This is a genomic window from Providencia sp. PROV267, from assembly GCF_028477825.1.
Classification (GTDB): Bacteria; Pseudomonadota; Gammaproteobacteria; order Enterobacterales; family Enterobacteriaceae; genus Providencia; species Providencia stuartii.
This window is the reverse complement of record NZ_JAMPLX010000007.1, coordinates 432,355-458,899: the sequence shown is the minus strand read 5'-3', so window position 1 is coordinate 458,899 and position 26,545 is coordinate 432,355. Positions and strand designations below refer to the sequence as shown.

Below are 26,545 nucleotides of genomic sequence, written 5' to 3'. Positions count from 1 at the left end.
GTTCCCAGCAGTTAACATTAACCACTGGAAACTAAGACAACAATTGAAATATTTGCTTGATGGGATATCGTAAGCACAAGTTAGAAAGGATAACGAAATCTTTCAGACAGAAAAGTCTTTTTTCGCCTTTTTGCTTATAAATGCCTCAAATACATTACCCACAAAAATACAATGGTTAATTATTTACTATAATCTTTAACAGTATCTAGCTTTATTAGCAACTTACGCATCAACTTATTCAGTTGTTGTTGTTCTTCAGCATCTAATACTGACCAAATATCTTTTAAGGCTGCATGCTGAGGAGGCAATAACCCTGCTAAAAATTCAGAGCCTTTTTCAGTTAGGTGAAGATGCAAACAACGACGGTCATTGTGACTTTCTTTACGTTCAATCCAACCATTTTTTTCCAGTTCATCGGCAATACGGGTTGCATTAGTGCGTGAGGATCCCAAAGCAGCGCTTAGCTCAGAAGGTTGAATACTGCGGGAATCTTTTGTATCTAGGATCATTAACGCCATAAACAGTGTTTCATTAATCCCTTGAGCTTTGAGCATATTATTACGAGACTCAAGGAGCTTGCCATGAACATGCATACAAAGGCGTGTTAGGAGGATCTCCTGATAGGGAATGGGATTGCTGTGTGAACTTTGCTGTGCGACGCGAGCATTAAGTAACTCTTCAGTCGGAGTAAATGAACTTTCCATTATTTAGATACCTTATTAGTTTCAGTTGGTAAGATTACAACTGTCATCAACCATCTAAATGGTATATCAAAAGCTAAAATTAGCAATTGTAGTTAATTGATACCATCAAATTTATTTTGATAATGATACATAATTCATAAATTTTATGAATGTAATTTGCTAAATTTAGTATAGCTTAATTATACTCTTCTGCCTTTTAAATTATTTACGTATAATAAAATCATCATTTTGCTTTATTTTTCATCATGATAATAACCGAGTAAAACAAAATAAAATCACGTAATTATACTGCTGCACTCTCCTTACTGTCATGATTTCATGACATTTGTAAACCTTTCCTCTGTTACTTAGTATTGTTAGGTGACAACTAACATATTGATTACAATAACTACAAGAAATAGTAATTTATATAAATTACATTATAACTTTATAGAAAGGTATATTTTTTGTTTAACTGTGTCATTTGATGATTTTTGCCTATGTAATTATTGCAAAATAAAATCATTGGCAAAAATTTGTGATTATAAAGAGAGGAAGCGGAGAATGAGATATTAAGTATAAATTAAGTATTTTTACCGATGCATTATATTTTCTGATAGATTTATGGCAGGGTTTATAAAGAGTGCCTAAAAAAAGACACTCCTCGCGAGTATATTTTATTCATCGGATGGGTATATGGTGGGGTCAAAGCGAATACCTATTGCCCAAATAATCAAACTGATCACACATAATATGCCGCCAGCGATAGCAACGCCTTCCCAACCTGCTTTTTCGTAAGCATAGCCAGATAATAAAGAGCCAAGTGCACCACCAATAAAATAGCTCGTCATATAGCCTGCGGTAATACGATTACGCGCATCAGGTAAAATACGGTATAGAGTACTTTGGTTAGTGACATGGACAGCTTGAATAGCCAGGTCAAGTATTAAGACGCCAATAATAAAAGCAATCAGTGAATCCTTTGCAAATCCAATTGGGATCCATGACAGAAGCAATAAAATTAAGCCGATGGTTGTCACTCGTTTTCCTTTACCTTTATCGACGAGATGACCGGCTTGGGAAGCCATGAATGCTCCGGCAGCACCAACTAAGCCAAAAAGGCCGATAGTTCCTTCTGAAAAACTAAAAGGTGGGCTGGCAAGTAGAAAAGCCATGGCAGTCCAAAGTAATGCGAAATTGGCGAAGGATAGGGCGCCCAATAGCGCACGAACGGCCAACACAGGGGTTCCAAAAAAGAGTCGACCTATTGAAAACAGCAACTGGAAGTAATTTAGGTTTGCTTTTTGATGATAACGAGGCAGTTTAATCGCAAGCACAATAATTAAGATAATAAGTAGGGCAAAAGCGACCCAATAAATGGTTCGCCATCCTCCTACCATAGCGACGGCGCCGGAAATTGTTCTAGCAAGTAAGATTCCTAATAGCAATCCACTCATGATGATACCGACAGATTTCCCTCTTTGATGAGGTTTTGCCAGCGAGGCTGCCATTGGGATGAGCACTTGAGCAACAACTGAAAATAGCCCTGTGAGTGCCGTTCCAACAAGAATTTGCCAGATATTATTTGAGAGCGCGGTGATAAGTAAGCCGATAGCTGACAAGGATGTCATTGTTAATATCAGGCCTTTACGCTCAAAGATATCACCTAGGGGAACTAAAAAAAGTAGACCTACTGCATAGCCTAATTGGGCGACAGTCACAATAAACCCCGCCATATTTGTGGTCAGGTTAAATTGAGTGGCGATAGTGTCTAGAAGGGGTTGCGCGTAGTAGTTACTAGCAACGACGAGGCCTGTTGCGATGGCCATTAATATGACTAAACCCGGAGTGAGTTCTGCTTGTGGTGCCTTATTCATTCAATATCTACTCATCATTCATAAGGCCTCTACTATAAAACAATTTTGAGTTATGAATGGGAACATTTTATCTATTAATAAAATAATTCTATAAGTTGGAGAGCGTGCAAAGAAGCCACCTAAAAAGGTGGCTTAGAAGACTCATCACTGGCAGATATTATTTTTCAGCAGCTTTGCGTGCTTGCTCTACCCAACCATCAAAAGTGGATTGATGGGCTTTGATCCACGCATCGGTGTGACGGCGAATATCCGATTGCGAAGCTTCTCCATTATGCATTCTCAAGTTTTGAGCGTTGATATCTGCAATAGGGAGTTTCATGATCTCGAATAACTTAGCTGCCGCAGGGTTCTTTTCGGCCCATTTTTTATTGGCGACGATATGCATTGTGTTTGGTGGGAAGCCGTAATTTTTACCGTTCGGTAATGCGGTGTCGGTTTTGTCACCATTTGGCATTGATGAGAACGGTACTTCTAACCAAACCACATCACGACCTGGTTTGAGCACATCACTGATCCAGTAAGGCGTCCATGTGTAGTACAGGATAGGTTTACCTTCTTTGTAACGAGTGATGGTGTCTGCCATCATAGCGGCGTAGTTGCCTTGATTGTGCTCAACGGTTTTTTCTAAACCATAAGCTTTTAGATGGTTGTTAATCGCCGCTTCACAGCCCCAGCCTGGGTTACAACCCGTTAGGTCTGCTTTACCATTACCATCGGTATCGAATAATTTGGCTATTTTTGGATCTTTTAACTGATCAATATTGGTGATTTTGTATTTTTCGGCGGTTTTCTTATCGATGAGATAACCTTGTGCCGCATTCACGACATAATCACCTTGGCGGTAAAAGACCTTATCACCCCCTGCCGCGTTATATTGTGCATCATGTAATGGCACCCAGCTTACCGCCAAATAGGTTGCATCCCCATTGGCAATGGAAGCATAAGCCACATTGTAGTCGACCTCTTTAATCGGCTCGACTTCATAACCGAGTTTCTCAAGGGCTTTTGCCACTAACAGCGTTTGGAACGTTTCTTCGCTGATGGTACTTTGTACCGGGGTGATTTTTACCCCTTTACCGGGAAGATCTTCTGCATGAGCAAATGGAACGGCAAGTAAGGCTGTCAGGGCAGTTGCCAATATCATTGGTTTTTTCATTATTGATACCTCTGTTTGTCGTTTTGGCTTGCCTTGGCAAGCGAAGAGCCGATTGTCGGCTCTATCGTGAATAGAAGAGCAAAAACTTAATGTGATTTTCGGCTAAATGGGCGCGTGATAAGGCCGATGGGGCCTTGTTGATACCAGCGAGTTGAGGCTTTACTACGCGAATTTTTGCCAAGTGACTGCGTTAATCGGTCAAGCACAATCGCGAGGATAACAATGCCCACACCACCGACGGACGCGAGTCCCATATCGAGACGACCGATACCACGTAATACCATTTGACCTAAGCCACCGACGGCAATCATGGAGGCGATAACGACCATGGAAAGTGCTAACATCAAGGTTTGGTTAACACCAGCCATAATGGTTGGCATCGCCAAAGGCAGTTGGACTTTAAAGAGTAGCTGACGAGGGCTGGCGCCGAAGGATTCTGCTGCTTCAATCAAGTCTGCGGGAACTTGTTTGATACCTAAAATAGTCAAACGGATAATAGGCGGTAGCGCAAAGATGATGGTGACGACAACACCGGGCACATTGCCAATACCAAAAAGCATAACAATCGGTACTAAATACACGAATGCTGGTGTTGTTTGCATCGCATCAAGGATCGGCCTAACAATGCTGGCGGCTTTATCACTACGGGCTAGCCATATGCCGAGTGGTAAGCCAATAATTAAGCAAAAGAGTAACGAGGTTAGCACCAGAGAGAGTGTTACCATCGCTTCTGACCAAGCCCCGATAGCACCAATCACAATCATCGACACAAATGTTGCAATGCCCATGACACGGCCTGCCAGTTGCCATGCTATCAACGCAAATAAAATAATCGCAATCGGTGACGGTAGTGAGGTTAAAAGCTGCTCAAAGCCGCTAAGGATAAAATCAATAGGAATACGGATCCCCTGAAAAACAGGACGGAAATGCAACACGATCCAATCAATAGCCTGAGTGACCCAAGAGTCAAGCGGGATCAGAGTATGTTGAAAAGGATCCATAATATCAAAATGTTCTGTATTTATTCCCTCAGTGGGAGCCGCATCCAGCCAATCGCTTCCGCCGGTATCTGACGGTGTTGAAGTATCTGCTGTACTTCCCCACGGATCACTCTCTGTTGATGTTTGGCTTTCGGAACTCGTTGACCAAGGGTCGCTGCCTGAAGTGGTATCCGTCGCATTATTTTGTTGCGATGTCTCATCTGCTTGGGTTTCTGCCCACGGATCCTGATAGTCAGCTTTACGCTCATTCGTGTTATTGCTCATTAGAAGTCTCCTTATCCAGCGCCTGTAGTAGCATTCCCTTCGATATCACACCAAGATAGCGATTTTTTTCATTAATAACGGGAACGGCGCAGGGAGCTTGTGCAACGGTTGAGATGACCTCATTGAGTGGGGTTTCTCCCTGAATTGGTTCTATGCTAGAAATCACCGCTGATTCAATGCCTTGGTTGTTTTGTAGCGCTTTTTCGAGTGATTCAACAGATACGACACCTGCAAATGTGTGTCCTCGAGAGATGAGATAACCATAGTATCGGTCATCATCATTAAGCACTTTCAATGCGGAACGTGGGCCAAAACCAGGCGCAATATGCAATAGGGCATCGGCTCTTCGTCGCGCAATATCTTTGGCACTAAAGACCTGACTAATATCAACACCACGGAAGAAGGTTTTGACGTAATCATTCGCGGGATTATTGAGTATCTCATCGGGAGTGCCTATTTGCACAACGACACCACCTTGCATGATGGCAATTCGGTCTCCTATGCGCATGGCTTCATCAAGGTCGTGGGAGATAAACACAATGGTGCGTTGTTTATCACCTTGAAGAGAGAGCAACTCATCTTGCATTTCGGTTCGGATCAAGGGATCTAACGCAGAAAAGGCTTCATCCATTAACAAGATATCGGGATCATTTGCCAAGGCTCGTGCAAGACCAATACGCTGCCTCATACCGCCGGATAATTCATCAGGATAAGAGTAAGCCCATTTTTCAAGGTTAACTTGTCGAAGGGCATCCATGGCTTTTTGATGACGTTGCTCTTTTGAGATCCCCGAGAGTTCCATACCAAAAGCGGTGTTATCGAGAACATTCATATGGGGCATGAGCGCAAAGGATTGGAACACCATACTGATTTTTGTGCGTCTGACCTGACGTAGCGCTTTTTCTGAAATATTCGAGATATCTTCACCATCAATCAGCACTTGTCCGCTGGTGGGTTCAATTAGGCGATTGAGAAGCCGTACCAATGTTGATTTCCCAGATCCCGAAAGCCCCATCACAACAAAGATTTCACCCTCATTAATGGCTAAATTTGCATCTTGAACACCAACCGTTTGGCCTGTTTTTTCAAAGATATCATCTTTGCTCATTCCTGATTCTAAAAGTTTGAAGGCTTGATCAGGGTGTTCCCCAAAAATTTTATATAAATTTTTAACTTCTAATTTTATTGGCATACAGTAATTACCCATTTTTCAATTAATAAATTGTTCAAAGCACTTATCGAATGAAACTGGTCTTTTTATCAATTGGCCAAAAACTCGATTATCAGCTTTAGACTATTGGTTGAAAATATTTAGGGTAGATATTCCTATTTCGCTTAAGGTGAATTTAATAATTATGATTTGAATTCAACGGCTCCACTTAAAATTATTAGAAAAATAAACAAGTAATATAACCTAGCATAATAAATTGAGCTGACAACCCTTGGTTAAGGAGTATTAATCAAAAAAATAGCGAGTAAAAATAGAATACAAATTAGGAAAGTGTTGTTTTTATGGGATTCAACATTAAGGTGATTTATTTTCAAAATAAATAGGTTAACGTTTTGTTGTATATACATTTATTTTACTATTGTGCATTTGAAAACTAACCATAACAAATTAAAAAGAATAGAGATTATAACGGTTAGGTCAATTAGCAAATAAAATTGAAAATAATTTCAATATAAGGCCTTATTGATTAGTTATATTAATTAATTTTTAAGCGAAAATACTTATTCTTAAAAATTATTGCCTGATATGCATATTAAAAATGAATTATTTAACAGTAAAACATGTAAATCTCGAGTTGTCATGATGGTTTTTTATACTAAAAGATATCCCGCTAAATAAAGTTATTATTATTCAGCGGGATATGCTTATTTAGGATGTTTAAAACGATCAGTTAACTAAATTGATTGATTAAAAATCCCAGTCATCATCTTCGGTGCTTACTGCTTTGCCAATGACATATGAAGATCCTGAACCCGAAAAGAAGTCATGATTCTCATTTGCATCCGGTGAAAGTGCCGATAATATTGCTGGGCTAACATCAGTAACCACATCGGGAAATAGGGCTTCATAACCTAAATTCATTAATGCCTTATTGGCATTATAATGAAGGAACTTTTTAACATCCTCTGTCCAACCAACAGTGTCATATAATTCTTGTGTATAATTCACTTCATTTTCATATAAATCAAAAAGTAAACTGAAAGTAAAATCTTTAATTTCCTTCTGTGTTTTTTCATCATATTTTAATAAGGATTTCTGAAATTTATAACCAATATAATAGCCGTGAATTGCCTCATCACGAATAATTAAACGAATGAGGTCAGCAGTATTGGTTAACTTGCCTCGACTGGACCAATACATAGGTAAATAGAATCCCGAATAAAATAAAAATGATTCTAAAAAAACACTTGCGACTTTTTTCTTTAATGGATGTGAATCACAGTAATAAGACATAATGATTTTTGCCTTATTTTGTAGCGCAGAATTTTCTTCACTCCAACGATAAGCATCATCAACATCGCTAGTTGAGCAAAGCGTTGAAAATATAGAACTATAAGAGCGAGCGTGTACTGCTTCCATAAAACTGATATTTGATAATACCGCTTCTTCATGTGGTGTAAGGGCATCGGACATGAGGCTCGGTGCGCCAACGGTATTTTGAATTGTGTCGAGCAGCGTTAACCCAGTAAAGACTCGAATAGTTAACTGTTGCTCGGCAGCCGTTAATGTATTCCATGAAGAGATATCGTTTGATAGAGGTATTTTCTCTGGTAACCAAAAGTTAGTGGTTAAGCGGTTCCAGACCTCCAAATCTTTATCATCTTCGATTCGATTCCAGTTGATCGCTTTAACTGGTGCAGATGAAATGTGCGTTGTCATACTGATTTTCCTTTTAAAGCGTACATGAAACACAACCGTCAATTTCTGTGCCTTCTAGGGCGGTTTGGCGAAGCCTAATGTAATACAAGGTTTTTATACCTTTACGCCACGCGTAGATCTGAGCGCGGTTGATATCGCGAGTTGTTGCATCGTCTTTGAAGAACAAGGTTAGAGATAGCCCTTGGTCGACATGTTGTGTGGCAACGGCATAGGTATCGATGATTTTTTCAGGGCCAATTTGATAAGCATCTTGATAATATTCAAGGTTATCATTATTCATAAATGGGGCAGGGTAGTAGACGCGACCTATTTTCCCCTCTTTACGGATCTCTATCCGGGCAACTATCGGGTGAATACTCGATGTTGAGTTATTGATATAAGATATTGAACCAGTAGGCGGAATTGCCTGTAAGTTTTGGTTATAAATACCGTGCTCCATCACTGATTGTTTCAATGATAGCCAATCCGCCTGAGTTGGAATTTCGATGCCCGAACGTCGGAATAATTCCTGAACGGTTTGTGTTTTTGGTAGCCAGCTTTGGTTGATATATTTATCAAAATAACGACCATTGGCATACTCAGAATGCTCGAAACCTTTAAAAGTGGCTTTGCGTTCAATTGCCAATTGATTTGAAGTTTTTAAAGCATGATAAGTGATGGTATAAAAATAGATATTAGTGAAATCAAGCGCTTCTTCTGAACCATAGTGGATACGCTCTCTTGCAAGATAGCCATGTAAGTTCATTTGCCCAAGCCCAATGGCGTGGGATTGATGGTTACCTTGTTCGATAGAAGGCACTGAGCGAATATGGCTCATATCGGAGACCGCCGTTAGCGCTCTGATCGCAATGGCAACGGATTGGGCAAAATCGGGAGCATCCATCATTTTGGCTATATTCATGGAGCCTAAGTTACAACTGATATCTTTCCCGACTTCGCGGTAACTTAAATCGTCTTCATAGAAGCTAGGGCGATTAACTTGCAGAATTTCTGAGCACAAGTTACTCATATTAATGCGTCCCGCTATTGGGTTCGCACGATTCGCCGTATCTTCAAATAAAATATAAGGATAACCAGACTCAAATTGGATTTCGGCGAGGGTTTGGAAGAATTCGCGTGCGTTGATTTTGTATTTTTTTATGGCCTTATTATTGACCATCTCATGATATTTTTCAGTCACGCTGATTTCTGACATGGGAACGCCATATTCACGTTCAATATCATAAGGTGAAAACAGATACATCTCTTTGTTTTCTTTCGCCAATTGGAAAGTAATATCAGGGATCACTACACCAAGCGATAATGTTTTAATGCGAATTTTTTCATCGGCATTTTCCCGCTTAGTATCCAGAAAACGTATGATGTCAGGGTGGTGAGCATGCAGATAGACAGCGCCTGCACCTTGTCGCGCCCCTAATTGATTTGCGTAGGAAAAGGCATCCTCTAACATTTTCATGACCGGAACGACGCCAGAGGATTGGTTTTCGATCAGCTTGATCGGCGCGCCTTGTTCCCGCAGGTTGGTCATCAGAAAAGCAACACCACCACCACGTTTTGATAGCTGTAGCGCTGAATTGACGGAACGACCAATTGATTCCATGTTGTCTTCAATACGCAGTAAGAAGCAGGAAACCAGCTCTCCGCGTTGTTTTTTCCCACAGTTAAGGAAAGTAGGGGTGGCCGGTTGAAAGCGTCCACTGATAATTTCGTCGACTAAATAGCTAGCAAGTGCTTGATTACCTTGAGCGAGTGTTAGCGCGACCATGCAAACACGATCTTCATAGCGTTCAAGGTAACGTTTGCCATCAAAGGTTTTTAAGGTGTAGCTGGTGTAGTATTTGAATGCACCTAAAAAAGTTTGAAAACGGAATTTATGTGCATAGGCTTGCTTAAAAAGCTTCTTGATAAAGGCAAAATCATATTGTTCAATGACTTGTGGTTCATAATAATTTTCATTAACTAAGAAATCGAGCTTCTCTTTTAAGTCATGAAAAAAGACAGTATTTTGATTTACATGTTGGCGAAAATAGTGGTGAGCCGCTTCTTTATCTTTCTCAAACTGGATCTCGCCCGCACTGTTGTACAAATTCAACATGGCATTAAGTGCATGATAATCAACAGTGGTCTTGTTTTTGGTGTTTTCCATTGAATTAGCTCTAATTATGTCTTTGTTGCCAAAAGGCATTTAGTCCATCACGGACACGTTGCACATCGCGCTCCGTGCCTAATAATTCAAATCGATATAAGTAGGGAACTTGGCACTTTGTGGCGATGATATCGCCCGCAATCGCATAAGCTTCGCCAAAATTAGTGTTACCAGCGGCAATAACCCCACGAATTAATCGTCGATTTGATTCAATATTCAAAAAACGGATCACTTCTTTCGGAACTGCACCTCGGCTGCCTCCTCCCCCATAGGTCGGAAGGAGCAGGACAAATGGTGTGGTGGCAATGATGCTGCTTTGTTGTTCACCGATAGGCAAACGCGTTGCTGGCAGCCCAACCTTTTCAACAAAACGGTGACAGTTGCCAGAACGGCTCGAAAAATAGATGAGTGATTCCGTTTGCATAATCCGCTCCTAAGCTGAAAGGCGGCTGATCATATCAGGGCGAAAGCCGGACCAATGCTCTTGATCAGCAACGACAACAGGAACTTGCTGGTAACCCAATTTGCGAACAAACTGTAGAGCTTCATCATCTTGAGTGAGGTCGATGACCTGATATGGAATGCTTTTACGTTCTAGGGCTTGGTAAGTGGCATGACATTGAACGCAGTCGGGTTTACTGTAAATCGTAATAATGGCCATATTAAGTACCTTTAGGTGTACTGAATACTATCAGTAGTGTGATGATTGGTATTTAAAGACTATATATAGATCTAATTTTTTTCAACCACACAATATATAGTGGTATGGAAATATTGAATGATAATTATTCTAATTAATGGCTAGGTAGTTATTTATATTGGAAAATTAAATTTTGAGGATTTGAATAGTTCTGTTATCAAGTCTGAGAAAAAATATTATTGCCAAGTAGAAATAATACAGTTTATAACTGTATATACGATCAGATAATCGCACTCTCTTAAGGGGATATTATGTATTGTCAATATTTGGCTGCACCGGAAAAATTTCCTAAACCGTGGGTACAAATCACGGCGGATGACGAGGGGGTAACCAGTATCTATTTTGTTGAGCAAAAGAGTTATCCAGAACAGAAAAATACGCATTCTGAGTTGTGTGTTAAACAACTGACAGAATATTTTAACCATCAACGTAAAGAATTCACGGTAAAGTTAAATCCACAAGGCACTGAATTTCAAAAGAAAGTATGGGGGCACCTTTGTAGTATTCCTTTTGGTGAGCGTTGGAGCTATAAGGATCTGGCTTTAAAACTCGGTTCTGTGAATTATTGCCGCGCGGTGGGGATGGCAAACTCACGTAATCCGATTTCGTTGATTGTTCCTTGCCATCGCGTATTAGGTCATGACGGTAAGCTGGTCGGCTATACCGGAGGGTTAGATATCAAGGATTGGTTATTAGCGCATGAAAAGGAATATGCTAATTAGTTCAGTGAGTTTAATATTATTATTGGGATTAATTACTATTATAAAGAATAATTCATGTTAAATGAGAAATTTATCCCAATAAATAATATTTTTTTATATATTTTGTCAATTTTCGTGATCTAGGTTGTAGACAAGTTACTTGTATATCTGTTGTACTGAACCTGACACTGATGGTGTGTCTATTTTTATTTAAAGGTAATAATTTGATGTCTAAAGTTAAAGGTAACGTTAAGTGGTTCAACGAGTCTAAAGGTTTCGGTTTTATCACTCCAGAAGATGGCAGCAAAGATGTGTTTGTTCACTTTTCTGCTATTGCGAGCGAAGGTTTCAAAACCCTAGCAGAAGGTCAGAAAGTTGAATTTGAAATCACTGAAGGTGCTAAAGGCCCATCTGCTGTAAACGTTGTCTCTCTGTAATTTAAACAAATAGAAACGAACAGCCTCTAAACTCGCCCCAGTTCATCTGGGGCGAGTTTTATTTGCCTCTTAGATTTTGGGGTCACAAATAAAAAAGCCTCGAATTTTCGAGGCTTGATAGACAGGGTGATAAACGTCGTGACTATTTAACTTCTTCGCCTTTGGCTTGTAGGTCTGCATGGTAAGATGAGCGTACGAACGGACCACAAGCCGCGTGGGTAAAGCCCATCGCCATAGCCTCTTCTTTCATTTCATCAAATTCAGCAGGGCTAACATAGCGCTTAACCGGAAGGTGATGGCGGCTTGGTTGGAGGTACTGACCAAGCGTTAGCATGGTAACGCCATGACGGCGCAAATCGCGCATTACTTCAATAATTTCTTCGTTAGTTTCACCTAAGCCAACCATCAAACCTGATTTGGTTGGGATGTCTGGATGCGCTTCTTTGAACCTTTCAAGTAGCTTTAATGACCAATCATAATTTGCGCCGGGACGTACTTGACGATAAAGACGCGGCACATTCTCAAGGTTATGGTTAAATACATCCGGTGGTGTTTCGGTCAAGATCTCTAAAGCACGATCCATTCTGCCTCTAAAATCTGGCACTAATGTTTCGATTTTAATCGAGGGGCTTTTTTCACGAATAGCGCTAATACAATCTGCAAAGTGCTGTGCTCCGCCGTCTCGTAAATCGTCACGATCCACCGAGGTGATCACGACATAGCGAAGCCCCATATCTTTAATGGTTTGAGCAAGTTTAACTGGCTCGTTAGCATCGGGTGCATTTGGGCGGCCATGGGCAACATCACAGAATGGGCAACGGCGTGTACAGATAGCACCGAGGATCATAAAAGTGGCTGTACCGTGATTAAAACATTCAGATAGGTTAGGGCAAGAGGCCTCTTCACAAACAGAGTGCAGGCCATTTTTGCGCATAGCGGCTTTGATCCCCTGAATACGGGTCGAGTCAGCCGGTAACCTAATTTTCATCCAATCAGGCTTACGTAGAATCTCTTCACGTTCTGTAACAACGTTTTTAACAGGGATCAGCGCCATTTTATCGGCGTCACGATATTTAATTCCGCGTTCTATCTGAATTGGTTTACTCATAATTATACCGGTTCCAGTTATCTTTTTGAGTTATTGGATAAGTTGATACTAGGAATAAAAGTATGGGAGCCGTGACTTATCCATTAAAATTTTTTTTAAAAATGTTAAAAAATTATAGCATCATTATTGAACAATATGAAATCCCAGTGTGTCACAGAACTGTTCAATTAGCACGGGTTGAACATCTGGTAATGTCAGGTTGGGAATGAAATGACACATCTGTGTCATCTTTAATTGCGAATAACCACAAGGGTTGATGCGGTTGAAAGGTTCTAGATCCATATTGATATTGAGCGCTAATCCATGGAAAGAGCAACCTTTTCGAATGCGTAGACCTAGCGAACAAACTTTATCACCATTGATATACACGCCGGGGGCATCAGGGCGTGGATAAGCTTCAATTTGGTAATGTGCAAGTGTCTTCACAACCGTCGTTTCAAGGGCCGTGACTAAATCGCGAACGCCTAACTTGTTACGTTTGAGATCAAGCATGACATACATCACTTGCTGACCAGGGCCATGATAAGTGACTTGGCCGCCCCTATCACTTTGGATCACGGGGATCTCTCCGGGAGCGAGCAGATGTTCAGCCTTACCTGCTTGGCCTTGGGTAAAGACGCGAGGATGTTCGACAAGCCATAGCTCATCGGCGGTCTCTTTGTCGCGGTTTTCAGTGAACTGGTGCATCGCATCAGAAACGCGTTGATAAGGGGCAAGCCCTAATTGACGTACAATAATGGTTCGTGCTGACAATGTTTTAACATCCACATTAGAAATGTGCCAGTAGTATAACGCTGGTAGCGGGTTATCGCCAGTTTTGTCATGTTATGAAAATGTTATATTGAGGGTTGACGCAATCTATTTGTGTTATGCAAAGTAACCTGTAACGCTATCTAGCGGGAAAAAAGGCAGGTATTTGGACCCAGAAACGGTGAAAGTTTTTATATAGGGGGAGTAATATAAAAGATGTTAGGAAAAAACCGAGTGGGTTTAAGCCACCCGATTTTTGATAAGACACAAAGTGAATTACAGAACCATTCTAACGCGCTCTAATGCACCAAGCTCTTCATATAATTTTTCGATTTGCTCAATATGCGTTGCATTAATGGTAATCGAAACGGAGTGGTAATTGCCTTTGCTACTCGGCTTCACTTCTGGAGAATAGTCGCCCGGAGCATGGCGCTGAACCACTTCAACGACCTGATCAACCAGCTCCGGCTCCGCTAATCCCATCACTTTGTAAGTGAATGAGCAGGGGAACTCAAGTAGTTCGTTTAATTTCGTTTTCATGGGCGCTCCTAATAACAATAATAGTGTTTGAAGGGGGATTCCCCCCTTCAAACTTTCAGATATACACTATATGGGGATGATATATATCTGATTCAAGGGTTAGCCAAACCAGCGATGGAACAGTAACTTAATATAGTCAATTAAACGACTGAAAAAGCCACCTTCTTCCACATCTTTCAGCACGACCAGAGGGCGTTGTTCGATGGTTTTACCATCAAGTTGGAAATTAATAGTTCCAACTGCTTGCCCTTTTTTCAGTGGTGCTTCTAGCTCGGATGTTGAGATATCATAGCTTGCTTTAAGATCTTTTAAACGTCCACGAGGGATAGTTAAGAACAGATCTTCTGTTACCCCAAGTTTAACGTTATTTTCATCACCAAACCAAACAGGCTCGGAGGCAAACTCAACCCCCGCTTGTAGCGGCTTGACAGTTTCATAAAAGCGGAAGCCATACGTGAGCAGTTTTTTACTTTCTGCATCACGGCCTTTCATACTTTTACCGCCCATTACGACGGAAATAAGGCGCATTTGGCCCTCTGTTGCGGAGGCAACTAAATTATACCCCGCAGCATTAGTGTGGCCTGTTTTAATGCCATCAACTGAGAGACTTTTATCCCATAACAAACCATTACGGTTAGTTTGGCGAATATTGTTAAAAGTGAACTCTTTTTCTTTGTAGATAGCATATTCATCGGGAACATCACGTATCAGAGCCTGCCCGAGTAATGCCATGTCACGTGCTGAGCTATATTGGCCTTCAGCATCTAAACCATGAACGGTTTGAAAATGGGTATTTTGTAAGCCCAGTTTGCTGACGTAGCCATTCATCAATTGGATGAAATTCGCTTGGTCACCCGCGACATAGTCCGCCATGGCAACACAAGCATCGTTACCTGATTGTAAGTTAATTCCACGAGTTAATTGAGAAACACTCACGCGGTCGCCGGGTTTCAGGAACATTAATGAGGAACCCTTAAATATTGGGTTACCTGTTGCCCATGCATCTTCGTTGACAGTGACAATATCCTCTGCACCGATTTTGCCTGACTTGATCGCTTGACCAATAACATAGCTGGTCATCATTTTAGTCAAACTCGCAGGGTCACGGCGTTGATCCGCATTCTTTTCAGCAAGCACTTTACCTGAGTTGTAATCAATCAAGATATAGGCTTCTGCATCAATTTCAGGTACTGCTGGAACAGGGCTATTTGGGAATGGCTCGTTAGCATTTGCCTGTGTCATAGTGAAAAGTAGCGATGCACCTAGCAAGGTATGACGAAGGGTGCGTGATGGGGCAAAATTTTTCATGTTTGTATTGTTACATCCGGAATTCGGTTAACACAAGGAGGCGCAGTTTAGCAAAAGTACAAGGATTGATTAATGCTTGCGCCAATGTTTTTACAATATTTTATACAGATCACACTTCAAGTTACTAGTCGGTTATCGAGCAAATAAAAAAGCCCCTTGATATGTTTAGGTTAAGAGGCGTCATTATTGTTGGTACTGATAATTTGAATAGTGATGAATACCTACCTTATGGAGCGACAACCATCGACGTTTGATTTAGTTCAGCCTGAATTCGGCCTTGTAGATCCACAGCCTGTTGCCTATCTGCAAATGGCCCTAATTGAACACGATAAATATTGTTGTAGGGCTGTAAGCGACCGGGAACACCAAACTGACTTTTCAATTTTTCCAACATAGTTTTGGCGTTGCTTTGATTTCCGATAGCACCAACTTGAACTAAATAACCTCTTTCAGGAACGGCAGGAGTACTTGGCGTCGCTTGAGGGGCTTCTGGCTCAGGGGTTTTTAAGCTGCTTTCAGGCACAACGGGCTCCATTGGGGCTGTTGGCTGTTTCACGGGGAGCACATTTTCAGGGGTTGGTAAATTTTCCATTACAGGCGTTCCCATTGGGCCGGAGCCTAGCTGAGGGCGCCCTGGCAGGGCATAACTTTGTTTAACAAAGTTTGAGCCAATCGTACCTGGTCCTGATAGAGAGCCATCTTGAGCGACTTGGATAGCATCAATTTTGATGCGTGTGGTTGGCATTAAATTGAGGCGATCAGCAACGGCGCGAGAAACAGCGATGCTTTTGCCTTGTGTATAAGGGCCTCTATCATTCACACGAACAACCATCATTCGGCCATTCATCATGTTAGTGATACGCACATAGCTTGGAATAGGTAAAGTCGGGTGGGCTGCTGTTAATTCAATAGGGTTAACTCGCTCACCAATTGCTGTCATATTCCCTGCTGACTCTGAACCAAAGATAGAGGCATAACCTACTTGTGAAAATTGCGATGCGTCGCGAACAATTTGGTATTGCTGGCCGTTACGCTGATAGTCACTGTTGGCTGTTGGATGAAAAGGCTCATAATGAGGCTCTGCGCCAAGCACGTCTTGAGCAGGTACAGCCGGTACATTACTAGGCTGCTTAATGTTCTCTTCTGTGACACAACCACTAAGCAATGCAGTCGTAATGCCAAGCATAATCCATTGAAAACGCATACTAAGCCTCTTTTATAAACTCTTGGAAAGAAATTTTCTGTGTGTATGAATAGACATGATAATACCGAATCCGGCCATTAAAACAATCAGTGCCGATCCCCCATAACTGACGAGCGGTAGAGGTACTCCAACCACGGGTAAGATACCACTAACCATGCCAATATTAACGAATACATAAACAAAGAGGATCAACATTAAGCCACCAGCCATGACGCGACCAAAGGTGTTTTGTGCGTTCGCAGCGATATAAAGCCCACGCATGATCAGTAACAGATATAAGCCGAGTAAGACCAATACACCAATTAAGCCAAGCTCCTCCGCTAATACGGCAAAAATAAAGTCAGTATGGCGCTCAGGTAGAAACTCAAGCTGTGATTGTGTTCCATGTAGCCAGCCTTTACCCATCAGCCCCCCAGAACCAATCGCGATTTTTGATTGGATAATATGATAGCCAGCCCCTAATGGGTCGGTTTCAGGGTCGAGTAGCATCATGACGCGGGTTCGTTGGTAATCATGCATCAAGAAAAACCACAATAGCGGAATAAAAGCGGCAAGGGCGGTTGCGGCGATAGTGATTAAACGCCAGCTCATTCCTGCTAAAAAGAGCACAAATATCCCCGATGCGGCAACTAAGATAGAGGTACCAAGGTCGGGTTGGGCGGCAACTAACAAGGTAGGCGTAAAAATAAGCACGAGCGCTATCATGGTATTTTTTAGTGATGGCGGACAGAGGTCTCGGTTCATAAAGCGTGCCACCATCAAAGGAACCGCTATTTTAGCAATTTCGGAAGGCTGGAAGCGGATAATCCCCAGATCGAGCCACCGTTGTGCCCCTTTACTGATTTGCCCGAAAACATCGACAAAAATTAGCAAAATAACGCAAAAGATATATAAATGAGGGGCAAGGTTTTCATATAGGCGCGGAGGAATTTGTGCCATGATGATCATGACGATAAATCCTGAAGCGATTTGCCCCAATTTTCTTTCCATCATTTCAGGGTCTTGCCCGCTAGCACTCCACATAATAAACGCACTGTAAGCAAGTAACGCTAAAATAATTAACAGCATAGGCACATCGATGTGCAGGCGCGCTGAGAGTGATAATTTTTTCTTATCGTCTGTCATAGTGTTAACGGTCTTCCTCAGTGCCTGTTGGTACGCTATTAACCTCTATTTTATTATCACCTAATAAAACATGGTCAAATATTTGCCTAACGATATCGCCAACAGAAGGGCCAGCGCCACCATTTTCTAAAATAATGGCGACCGCAACGGTTGGTTTATCGTAGGGGGCATAGGCAATCATTAGTTTATGATCGCGTAAATGCTCGGCTAATTTGCTGGCGTTATAGGTTTCGTAACTAAACACCTGAGCAGTTCCTGATTTCGCTGCTGCCTTATATGGCGTGCCGATAAAACTACGTCTTCCTGTACCGTTTGGTGCATTGGCGACACCGTACATTCCTTGCTTCGCGAGCTCCCAATAACCTGAATGGATATCACCAATCTGAGCCGTCTCTTTATCTTCGTAAGGTACCATCGCATTGCCGAGCTTGGTGCCATACAATAAATGAGGAGTTTTCACTTGACCGTCATTGATGAGTGTCATCAAGGCTTTTGACATTTGAATTGGCGTTGCGGTCCAGTAGCCTTGTCCAATGCCGACAGGTATAGTATCCCCTTGATACCAAGGTTTTTTATAGCGTTTTTGCTTCCATTCTCGAGTCGGCATAATACCTGCTCGCTCTTCGGCAAGGTCGATACCAGTATAATCGCCAAAGCCAAATTTCTTCATCCAATCGGATATTCTATCAATCCCCATATCATAGGCGACTTGATAGAAGAACGTATCCGCAGACTCAATGATTGACTTCACCACATTTAATTTGCCATGCCCCCAACGCTTCCAGTCACGATAGCGTTTTTCAGAGCCTGGAAGCTGCCACCAACCTGGGTCAAAGATAGTCGTTGAAGGGGTAATCACCTTTTCGCTTAACGCCGCAACCGAAATAAAAGGTTTTACGGTTGAAGCAGGAGGATAAAGGCCTTGAGTTGTTCGGTTAATTAACGGCCTATCAGGGTTGTTTAAGAGTGCTTGATAGTCTTTGTTTGATATACCGTTAACAAATAAGTTCGGGTCATAGCTTGGGTTAGAGACCAATGCCAATATTTCACCATTGCGCGGGTCAGTGACAACCACCGCGGCACGACTCGTTGTCAGCAGTTTTTCAATATAAATTTGCAGTTCAAGATCGATAGTTAAGTAGATATCTCGGCCTGCTTGCGGCGGTTGCTCATGTAGCTGGCGGATAACACGCCCGCGGCTATTCACTTCAACCTCTTCATAGCCTGTTTTCCCATGCAACACATCTTCATAGTAGCGCTCGATGCCTAATTTACCGATATCATGGCTGGCGGCATAGTTAGGCAGTTTTCCTTCTTTATCAAGGCGCTCTACGTCTTTATCGTTGATCTTAGCAACATAACCAATGACATGGGTCAATGCCGAGCCATAAGGATAGGAGCGACGTTGGTAGCTTTTTACTTCAAGCCCAGGGAAACGGTATTGGTTAACGGCAAAGCGCGCTACCTGTACTTCGTTTAGCTGTGTTTTTAGGGGGATAGAGGTAAAACGGCGGGAGCGTTTACGCTCTTTTTCAAAGTTAGCAATATCCTCATCGGTTAGACCGATGACATCACGCAGTTTATCCAGCGTGTCTTGGAGATCGGCCACTTTTTCAGGCACAATTTCTAATTGGTAAAAGGTGCTATTTAAGGCTAATTGTCTGCCATTGCGGTCATAAATAATCCCGCGGCTAGGGGCAATGGGAACGAGTTTTATCCGGTTATCATTCGATCTTGTTTGATAATCCTCGTGGCGAACAACTTGTATATGATAGAGATTAGTAACAAGAACAGCAGTTAATAGCACAATGACGCCGAATGCAATTAATGCTCGGCGAATAAATAACATTGATTCTGCTGTATGGTCGCGAAAAGGGGTGCGTTGATTTTTCATCCCACTGCCATATTGAACATATTAAAAACTGACTATTCCCGATGATAAGGGTGGTTAGTCGTAATACTCCACGCACGATAAAGACTTTCTGCAACAAGTACTCTAACAAGAGGGTGGGGCAGTGTCAGTGGAGATAATGACCAACTTTGCATGGCGGCTTCTTTACAAGCAGGTGCAAGTCCTTCAGGGCCACCGATGAGCAGGCTAACATTGCGACCATCTTGTTTCCAGTTTTCAAGTTGGTTAGCAAGTTTTGGGGTATCCCACTTCTCACCGGGTATATCCAATGTGACAATCCGATTACCTTTGCCGACGGCTGCCAGCATCAGTTCACCTTCTTTCTCGAGAATGCGTTTAATATCTGCGTTTTTCCCGCGTTTCCCTGCTGGGATCTCAATCAGTTCGAAAGGCATATCTTTAGGGAAACGATGGAGATAATCCATAAAGCCGGTCTGAACCCAGTCCGGCATTTTTGTACCTACAGCAATGAGTTGTAATTTCAAACTCAGCTCCAGAGTTTCTCAAGTTCATACATACGACGGCTTTCGTCTTGCATGATATGAACAATAGCTTCACCAAGATCAACCACAATCCAGTCAGAAACCCCTTGGCCTTCAACACCGAGTGGGTGCAAGCCATTTTTACGGCAAGCTTCAATTAACCGGTCTGCAACAGACATTAAGTGACGACTTGATGTCCCAGTGCAGATGATCATTTGATCAGTGATACTTGATTTACCATGAACATCGATCGAGATGATATCTTCAGCTTTTGCATCGTCAAGCTGATTGATAATAAATTGTTGGAGTTCAGTTCCTTGCAAAAGGTTCACCTTTTATTCTAATTATACTCAGCCAATACATAATGCCAGTAGCTATCCCTTAGAAGCTATTGGCGCCACTAATTAGGAGACAACTCGAAGTATGACGGGTATAACGTTAAACACTGTTTGTAATATACCTGTTAAGGCAGGGACATTTTACCCTAGATTTTCAGAAAAATCGGCTAAATTATTTTATATTCCTTAAGGTGTGTGATTTATATGGATAACTGGCGTTCAGGGCAAGAAATTTGTACAAACTTTACAAAGTGATAAATCAATAATCAGCTATCGTGAGTTTTATCTCACAAAGCAAAGGAGTCATGCGTGGAATCAATAATGTTTAATGTTGTTCTGTTTGGGGATGTTGAATTTCCTGCCGAGGATATCACCTCATTAACGGAGTCACATATTAAGTTGATTCCCATTACGGCCCTGACAGAGATAAAGTTTGCATATCAAGGGGTAATTTGTGATGAGGGAGCTCGTCAGCAACTCCTTGAACAACTTCCTGAAAAAACACCACTGTTAACCACGCAGGAATGGTCATGTCCAGAGCATCTCGATCGGTTTCTTATTCAACTGTATACCGGATATCGATTAACGCAATTAGCTAAGAATTTAACGCACCACCAAATTATTTGTTTTCACAGTCGTCATAAATATTTATTGATGGCTTATTCCCCGAAGGGATATAAAGCAACAGGTAAATTTGTGGCGGGTATTCAAAAAAATAGCGAACTCACTGAGGTTTACACCCAATATCGTCATCAACTACTGGATATTTTAGCCACAACACCAGCTCGCAAGTTACAAGTCAATGCGCTTCAACATATACAAGGCTATTTTAAATATAAAGCGACAAGAGATGAAAAAGTCCGTTTGGGGTGGCTAATCAATGATTATCAAGCGGGTTATCTTTCTATTAATAATCCGTTATCGATGATATTGCAGTTGCTCACTCAATACCCTGATAGTTATATCAGTGAGCAACTTTACTTATCACCATATCCGGGATGTGAAAAAATCAGAGCATTACTTCAATTTTGATAGAGGTGCTGCTGTTTGATATAAGCCATGACAGAAGCGGGGATCAAATCATCATTTAGATGGCCGGCACTTAAGCTATGACGGATTTCGGTGGCTGAAATATCAATGAGTGGCGTATCACCAAGGAAAATATAACCGTTCGGTGCTTGGCTCAGCTTATTGGTATCCTCTGTTCTGTGTTTTTTTAACCATGCTTGCATTTGCGGCTCACTGAAATTGGTCGCATAACCGGGGCGTGAGCAAACTAATAAATGGCATTTATCCAACAGCTGTTCCCAACCATTCCATGTATGGATCGACAATAACGAATCTTGACCAATAATGAATGCTAACGGCTGTTCTGGCCCCATCTCAGTACGTAATGAGGTTAAGGTTTCTATCGTGTAGGATGGGCTATTACGCTCAAGCTCTCTGGTATCGATGGTAAACAGCGGGTTATCTTGTATCGCTAGACGTACCATGTCTAATCGTTGAGCTGGGCTAGCTTCTGGTTGAGGTCGGTGCGGCGGCACATGATTTGGCAACAAAATCACTTTTTGTAAGCCAACTTGCTTGGCTAATGCTTCTACTGGGCGTAGATGGCCATAATGTATCGGGTCAAATGTCCCACCAAATAACGCTTGAAGGCCTTTGGTCTTAAAGGTCATGGATAAAACTCTCTGGTAAGGCTTTGGTACATACTAACATAGACAAGGATTGTAGGTCAGGCCACACCGAGTGGCTAAAGTCTTGTTTGGCATGTAGCTCTGCTTGTGTTAGCAACAAAAGTGCGGATTGTAATTGATGTAAGCTTAGACGTTGTAATGCTGCGCTCAATAATGGTCGGCGGCTTTGCCAAATCTTATGCTGATCAAACAAGGTTTTTAATGGCGTGGTAACCGATTGGCGTTTTAATGTCAGTAGTAGCATTAATTCACGTTGGATAGCCCGTAAGAGGATGACCGTTTCAGTATCTTCACGTTGAAGCTGTTCGAGAATATGCCAAGCGCGCCGTGATTTGCCGGCTAATAAGGCATCAACCCAATGATACGGCGTAAAATGTGCAGCATCATTCACGGCAGTTTCGACACGTGGCAAGGTTAATTTACCATCGGGGTAGAGTAGCGATAATCGCTCAAGTGCTTGTGCCAACGCGAGTAAATTCCCTTCATAACAGTAGCAAAGGAGTTGGTTGGCCTCTGTTTCTAAAGAGAGCTGCATATTGTGCGCCCGTTTTGCAACCCACTGAGGTAGGCGCTGATATTCAGGCGTTAGACAACTGATATAGACAGCTTCATGGCTGATAGCTTTAAACCAAGCACTGTTTTCTTGTGCTTTGGTGAGTTTTTGCCCGCGAAGCAATAGCAGGATATCCGGGTGAAGAAGTTGAGATAATTGAATCAGCTTTTCCGCCATAGCAGCACTAGGGCCATTTTCTGGCAGGATCAACGTCAGTGATTGACGGCTTGTAAATAGGCTCAGGGCTTGGCAGAGGCTGAATATTTCGTCCCAATCAGTGTGCTGTTCAAGTGAAAAGGTGAAATGCTCTTCAAACCCTTGAGTTTGAGCCGTTTTTCGGATGGCATCTTGGCTTTCTTGAATTAATAGGGGCTCATTGCCCCAGATTAAATAGCGGCCTTTCAGAGACTCTTGTAACTGAGAGGCCAACTGTTCAGGATAGATACGGATCATTATGGTTCAACAACAGGAACAACAGCTTTAGCGTTAGCTTTCTCAAGTTCGGCAGTATGAACAATTAACAGTTTACGGACTAATATCCGCGCTGCTTGTTCCCGCATCTCTTGTTTAACCAATTCATTTTCAGCATCTTTTGCAAGAGCTTCTAATGGGTTATCAAAGAAAGTACGCTCAACTTGGCTTTGTAACGGGTAAACCGAACCATTTGGCATCATGACTTGAGCATTGAGCACAAAGGTCAATTGTTTCTCTGCCGCTTTACCATCTTGGTAAATCGATACGGTTTCTGTTTTTTCTGACGATCCCGTAATTTTTAAAATTGGGATATCAGCGCTGCCATTTTCAACAAGCGTCACATTATTGAGTCTGAGTTGCTCCCTAACGGCTCTGGTTAGAGAGCTATAAGGTGCATTAGAACTTAACTGTAACGTCTTCAGTTCCTCAGGGATCTGTGTCGTTCCTTGAAGGCGAAAACCGCAACCTGCGGTGACTAGCACCGACAGGCTCAGTAATAAAGTTATCAGATAGCGCACCTGGCCTCCTTATCAGCCAACAACCAAGTTTAGTAATTTACCTGGTACATAAATTACTTTACGAATAGTAACGCCTTCGAGGTATTTCGAGACGCTATACTCTTTTGTTGCCATATCTAACACAAAGTCTTGCACTGCATCAGCAGGTACAGTGATACGACCACGCACTTTACCATTAACTTGGATAACGACTAATTTAGTGTCATCAACCATGGCTTTTTCGTCAGCGACAGGCCAGCTTGCAAAATCGACATCATCGGTGTGACCTAATGCTTTCCACATTTCGAAACATGCATGTGGAATAATAGGTGACAGCATCAAGGTGATCGCTTCAAGTGACTCTTGCATCAATGCACGATCTTGTTCGGTCTCTTGTGGTGCACGAACTAATTTGTTCATGAACTCCATGATAGCGGCAATCGCGGTGTTAAACGCATAGCGACGGTCAAAATCATCGGTCACTTTAGCAATGGTTTTATGTAAGTCGCGACGTAAGTCTTTCTGCTCTGTCGTTAATGTGCTGACATCAAGCGGCTGAGTTGCCCCTTTTTGTGAGTGCTCATGAACGATACGCCATACACGACGGACAAAACGGTTTGCCCCTTCGACGCTAGACTCTTGCCATTCAAGGGTTAGCTCTGGTGGTGCCGCAAACATCATAAATAGGCGCACAGTATCGGCACCGTATTTTTCAACCATCAACTGTGGGTCAATACCATTGTTTTTCGACTTAGACATTTTGCTCATGCCAGTATAAACCAGCTCATGTCCTTCGGTATCAACGGCTTTGATAATACGGTTTTTGTCGTCACGCTCTACAGTGACATCACTTGGCGAAACCCAAACACGCTGACCATCACTGCCGGTATAGTAGAAGGCATCTGCCAGTACCATACCTTGACATAATAGGCGTTTTGCTGGTTCATCTGAGTTGACTAGACCTGCATCACGCATCAATTTGTGGAAGAAACGGAAATACATTAAGTGCATGATGGCGTGTTCAATACCACCAATGTATTGGTCCACTGGTAACCAGTAATTCGCAGCAGCCGGATCCAACATGCCTTCATCAAATTGTGGGCAAGTGTAACGAGCATAGTACCAAGATGACTCCATAAAGGTGTCAAAGGTATCGGTTTCACGTAAAGCTGGCTGACCATTGATGGTGGTTTTCGCCCATTCTGGATCCGCTTTAATTGGGCTGGTGATACCGTCCATTTCGACATCTTCTGGCAAAATCACTGGCAGTTGATCTTCAGGAACAGGAACAACTGTGCCATCTTCTAATGTTGCCATTGGAATTGGTGCGCCCCAGTAGCGTTGGCGAGAAACACCCCAGTCACGTAAACGGTAGTTCACTTTACGTTGACCCACGCCGATAGCGACTAATTTGTCTGCGATAGCATTGAAGCCAGCGGTATTATCTAAGCCGCTAAATTCGCCTGAGTTGATCAGTGCAAATTTTTCAGTCATCGCTTCTTGAGAAATATCAGGCTCATTGCCTTCAGCGTCGGCAATAACCACTTTTAGTGGCAGGTTATATTTATGGGCAAACTCCCAATCACGTTGGTCGTGAGCAGGTACAGCCATCACCGCACCGGTGCCATATTCCATCAACACAAAGTTGGCTACCCAGATAGGTAATTTTTCTTGGGTGAGTGGATGAATAACATAAAGGCCAGTTGGCATCCCTTTTTTATCCATGGTCGCCATATCAGCTTCGGCTGTTTTGGTATTACGGCATTCATCGATAAAGTTGGCTAATTCGGCATTTTTTTCTGCGGCTTCGAGTGCTAATGGGTGACCCGCAGCAACCGCCACATAAGTTGCACCCATGAAAGTATCAGGGCGAGTGGTATATACGGTTAATTTGTCATCACGATCGGCAACGTTAAAGGTGATTTCGACACCCTCAGAGCGCCCAATCCAGTTACGTTGCATGGTTTTGACTTGCTCAGGCCAATCATCAAGCTTATCAAGATCGTTTAGTAACTCTTCAGCATAATCGGTGATTTTAATAAACCATTGAGGAATTTCTTTACGCTCGACGGGCGTATCACAGCGCCAGCAGCAGCCATCGATAACCTGTTCGTTGGCGAGTACGGTTAAATCATGTGGACACCAGTTTACAGCAGAGGTTTTTTTGTAGACTAAGCCTTTTTCATAGAGCTTAGTAAAGAACCATTGTTCCCAACGATAGTATTCAGGCGTACAAGTGGTAACTTCGCGATCCCAATCGTAGCCAAAGCCCAGCATTTTTAACTGGCCTTTCATGTAATCGATATTGGCATAGGTCCATGGTGCAGGTGCTGTTTTATTTTTGACAGCCGCGCCTTCAGCAGGTAAGCCAAATGCATCCCAACCGATTGGTTGTAAAACATTTTTACCTAATAGGCGTTGATAACGGGAGATCACATCACCCATAGTGTAGTTGCGCACATGGCCCATGTGTAGTCGACCAGAAGGGTAAGGTAGCATGGACAGGCAGTAGTATTTTTCTTTGCTGTTGTCTTCTGTCACTTTAAATGTGGCTTTTTCATCCCAGTGACGCTGTACTTTTGGCTCTATATCTTCTGGACGATATTGTTCTTGCATGGCACCGATAATCCTATGGTGAATAAATGCTACTCAGTAGCGTTAATGTCTTTCTATAAGTTAGATCCGCATAGCATAGCGGATCC

At 42.3% G+C, this 26,545-nt stretch carries 25 protein-coding genes; 3 read left to right on the top strand and 22 right to left on the bottom strand.

From position 1 onward, the window contains the following. Positions 1–179 precede the first annotated feature (179 nt). The 9 genes from mprA to nrdH form a co-directional block, all read right to left on the bottom strand. The gene (gene mprA, locus PR709_RS06815; RefSeq protein WP_004917591.1) at positions 180–704 is read right to left on the bottom strand and encodes a transcriptional repressor MprA; all 525 of its coding nucleotides are present in this window, start codon (positions 702–704) and stop codon (positions 180–182) included. A gap of 656 nt (positions 705–1,360) precedes the next feature. Further along, positions 1,361–2,560 carry an MFS transporter gene (locus tag PR709_RS06810; protein ID WP_004917593.1) on the bottom strand — a complete coding sequence of 400 codons (1,200 nt, stop codon included), beginning with the start codon at positions 2,558–2,560 and terminating at the stop codon, positions 1,361–1,363. Positions 2,561–2,717: 157 nt separating this feature from the next. After that, the gene (gene proX / locus PR709_RS06805; protein WP_053110342.1) at positions 2,718–3,716 is read right to left on the bottom strand and encodes a glycine betaine/L-proline ABC transporter substrate-binding protein ProX; all 999 of its coding nucleotides are present in this window, start codon (positions 3,714–3,716) and stop codon (positions 2,718–2,720) included. 86 nt (positions 3,717–3,802) lie between these two features. Beyond that, positions 3,803–4,981, bottom strand: a complete 1,179-nt coding sequence (gene proW / locus PR709_RS06800) for a glycine betaine/L-proline ABC transporter permease ProW (protein WP_014657705.1) — start codon at positions 4,979–4,981, stop codon at positions 3,803–3,805. Continuing rightward, positions 4,971–6,173 (bottom strand): glycine betaine/L-proline ABC transporter ATP-binding protein ProV, encoded by a 1,203-nt coding sequence (gene proV, locus PR709_RS06795; protein ID WP_004917599.1) that lies wholly within the window; start codon positions 6,171–6,173, stop codon positions 4,971–4,973. The genes proW and proV overlap by 11 nt, the downstream gene beginning before the upstream one ends. A 726-nt stretch (positions 6,174–6,899) precedes the next feature. Continuing rightward, positions 6,900–7,871 (bottom strand): class 1b ribonucleoside-diphosphate reductase subunit beta, encoded by a 972-nt coding sequence (nrdF, locus tag PR709_RS06790; protein WP_004917602.1) that lies wholly within the window; start codon positions 7,869–7,871, stop codon positions 6,900–6,902. Positions 7,872–7,884: 13 nt separating this feature from the next. Further along, positions 7,885–10,017, bottom strand: a complete 2,133-nt coding sequence (gene nrdE / locus PR709_RS06785; RefSeq protein ID WP_272570833.1) for a class 1b ribonucleoside-diphosphate reductase subunit alpha — start codon at positions 10,015–10,017, stop codon at positions 7,885–7,887. Positions 10,018–10,027: 10 nt separating this feature from the next. Further along, on the bottom strand, positions 10,028–10,441 hold the full coding sequence (gene nrdI / locus PR709_RS06780; RefSeq protein WP_004917606.1) for a class Ib ribonucleoside-diphosphate reductase assembly flavoprotein NrdI: 414 nt from the start codon (positions 10,439–10,441) through the stop codon (positions 10,028–10,030). Between the two features lie 9 nt (positions 10,442–10,450). After that, complete coding sequence (gene nrdH, locus PR709_RS06775; protein WP_014657707.1) at positions 10,451–10,678, bottom strand: glutaredoxin-like protein NrdH; 228 nt, start codon at positions 10,676–10,678, stop codon at positions 10,451–10,453. 290 nt (positions 10,679–10,968) lie between these two features. Between nrdH and PR709_RS06770 the strand changes: the two genes are divergently transcribed. Beyond that, positions 10,969–11,439, top strand: coding sequence for a methylated-DNA--[protein]-cysteine S-methyltransferase (locus PR709_RS06770; protein WP_004917609.1), 471 nt, complete (start codon positions 10,969–10,971; stop codon positions 11,437–11,439). Positions 11,440–11,645: 206 nt separating this feature from the next. Next, positions 11,646–11,855, top strand: coding sequence for a transcription antiterminator/RNA stability regulator CspE (gene cspE, locus PR709_RS06765; RefSeq protein ID WP_014657708.1), 210 nt, complete (start codon positions 11,646–11,648; stop codon positions 11,853–11,855). Between the two features lie 142 nt (positions 11,856–11,997). Here cspE and lipA read toward each other — a convergent pair whose 3' ends face one another. The 9 genes from lipA to rsfS all read right to left on the bottom strand — a co-directional run bounded on the left by lipA (position 11,998) and on the right by rsfS (position 20,616). Continuing rightward, positions 11,998–12,963 carry a lipoyl synthase gene (gene lipA, locus PR709_RS06760; RefSeq protein WP_004917612.1) on the bottom strand — a complete coding sequence of 322 codons (966 nt, stop codon included), beginning with the start codon at positions 12,961–12,963 and terminating at the stop codon, positions 11,998–12,000. A gap of 123 nt (positions 12,964–13,086) precedes the next feature. Continuing rightward, on the bottom strand, positions 13,087–13,731 hold the full coding sequence (gene lipB, locus PR709_RS06755) for a lipoyl(octanoyl) transferase LipB (protein WP_014657709.1): 645 nt from the start codon (positions 13,729–13,731) through the stop codon (positions 13,087–13,089). Positions 13,732–13,989: 258 nt separating this feature from the next. Beyond that, positions 13,990–14,253, bottom strand: coding sequence for a DUF493 family protein YbeD (gene ybeD / locus PR709_RS06750; protein WP_004917614.1), 264 nt, complete (start codon positions 14,251–14,253; stop codon positions 13,990–13,992). A 99-nt stretch (positions 14,254–14,352) separates the two neighbouring features. Further along, positions 14,353–15,561: a D-alanyl-D-alanine carboxypeptidase DacA gene (dacA, locus tag PR709_RS06745; RefSeq protein WP_004917615.1), complete on the bottom strand. Its 1,209-nt coding sequence runs from the start codon at positions 15,559–15,561 to the stop codon at positions 14,353–14,355. A 226-nt stretch (positions 15,562–15,787) separates the two neighbouring features. Continuing rightward, positions 15,788–16,765, bottom strand: coding sequence for an endolytic peptidoglycan transglycosylase RlpA (gene rlpA / locus PR709_RS06740; protein WP_004917617.1), 978 nt, complete (start codon positions 16,763–16,765; stop codon positions 15,788–15,790). A 12-nt stretch (positions 16,766–16,777) separates the two neighbouring features. Beyond that, the gene (gene mrdB / locus PR709_RS06735; protein WP_004917618.1) at positions 16,778–17,890 is read right to left on the bottom strand and encodes a peptidoglycan glycosyltransferase MrdB; all 1,113 of its coding nucleotides are present in this window, start codon (positions 17,888–17,890) and stop codon (positions 16,778–16,780) included. 4 nt (positions 17,891–17,894) lie between these two features. Then, positions 17,895–19,784 carry a peptidoglycan DD-transpeptidase MrdA gene (mrdA, locus tag PR709_RS06730; RefSeq protein WP_004917620.1) on the bottom strand — a complete coding sequence of 630 codons (1,890 nt, stop codon included), beginning with the start codon at positions 19,782–19,784 and terminating at the stop codon, positions 17,895–17,897. A gap of 32 nt (positions 19,785–19,816) precedes the next feature. Next, positions 19,817–20,287, bottom strand: a complete 471-nt coding sequence (gene rlmH / locus PR709_RS06725) for a 23S rRNA (pseudouridine(1915)-N(3))-methyltransferase RlmH (protein ID WP_004917624.1) — start codon at positions 20,285–20,287, stop codon at positions 19,817–19,819. 2 nt (positions 20,288–20,289) lie between these two features. Beyond that, a complete protein-coding gene (rsfS, locus tag PR709_RS06720; protein WP_004917626.1) occupies positions 20,290–20,616 on the bottom strand; it encodes a ribosome silencing factor in 327 nt (108 codons plus the stop codon). A gap of 315 nt (positions 20,617–20,931) precedes the next feature. Here rsfS and PR709_RS06715 point away from each other — a divergent pair, with 315 nt between their 5' ends. Next, positions 20,932–21,654 carry a YbgA family protein gene (locus tag PR709_RS06715; RefSeq protein ID WP_225829595.1) on the top strand — a complete coding sequence of 241 codons (723 nt, stop codon included), beginning with the start codon at positions 20,932–20,934 and terminating at the stop codon, positions 21,652–21,654. On the opposite strand, the gene nadD is transcribed toward PR709_RS06715, so the two are convergent. From nadD to leuS, 4 genes are read right to left on the bottom strand one after another with little or no spacing between them, the layout of a single operon-like run. Continuing rightward, entirely contained in the window at positions 21,645–22,301 is a 657-nt protein-coding gene (nadD, locus tag PR709_RS06710; RefSeq protein ID WP_004917630.1) for a nicotinate-nucleotide adenylyltransferase, read from the bottom strand. The two genes, PR709_RS06715 and nadD, sit on opposite strands and share 10 nt — an antisense overlap. Then, positions 22,291–23,325, bottom strand: a complete 1,035-nt coding sequence (gene holA / locus PR709_RS06705; RefSeq protein ID WP_004917631.1) for a DNA polymerase III subunit delta — start codon at positions 23,323–23,325, stop codon at positions 22,291–22,293. The genes nadD and holA overlap by 11 nt, the downstream gene beginning before the upstream one ends. Continuing rightward, a complete protein-coding gene (gene lptE, locus PR709_RS06700) occupies positions 23,325–23,864 on the bottom strand; it encodes an LPS assembly lipoprotein LptE (RefSeq protein ID WP_014657715.1) in 540 nt (179 codons plus the stop codon). The genes holA and lptE overlap by 1 nt, the downstream gene beginning before the upstream one ends. Positions 23,865–23,876: 12 nt before the next feature. After that, complete coding sequence (gene leuS, locus PR709_RS06695) at positions 23,877–26,459, bottom strand: leucine--tRNA ligase (RefSeq protein WP_004917635.1); 2,583 nt, start codon at positions 26,457–26,459, stop codon at positions 23,877–23,879. Positions 26,460–26,545: the final 86 nt, after the last annotated feature.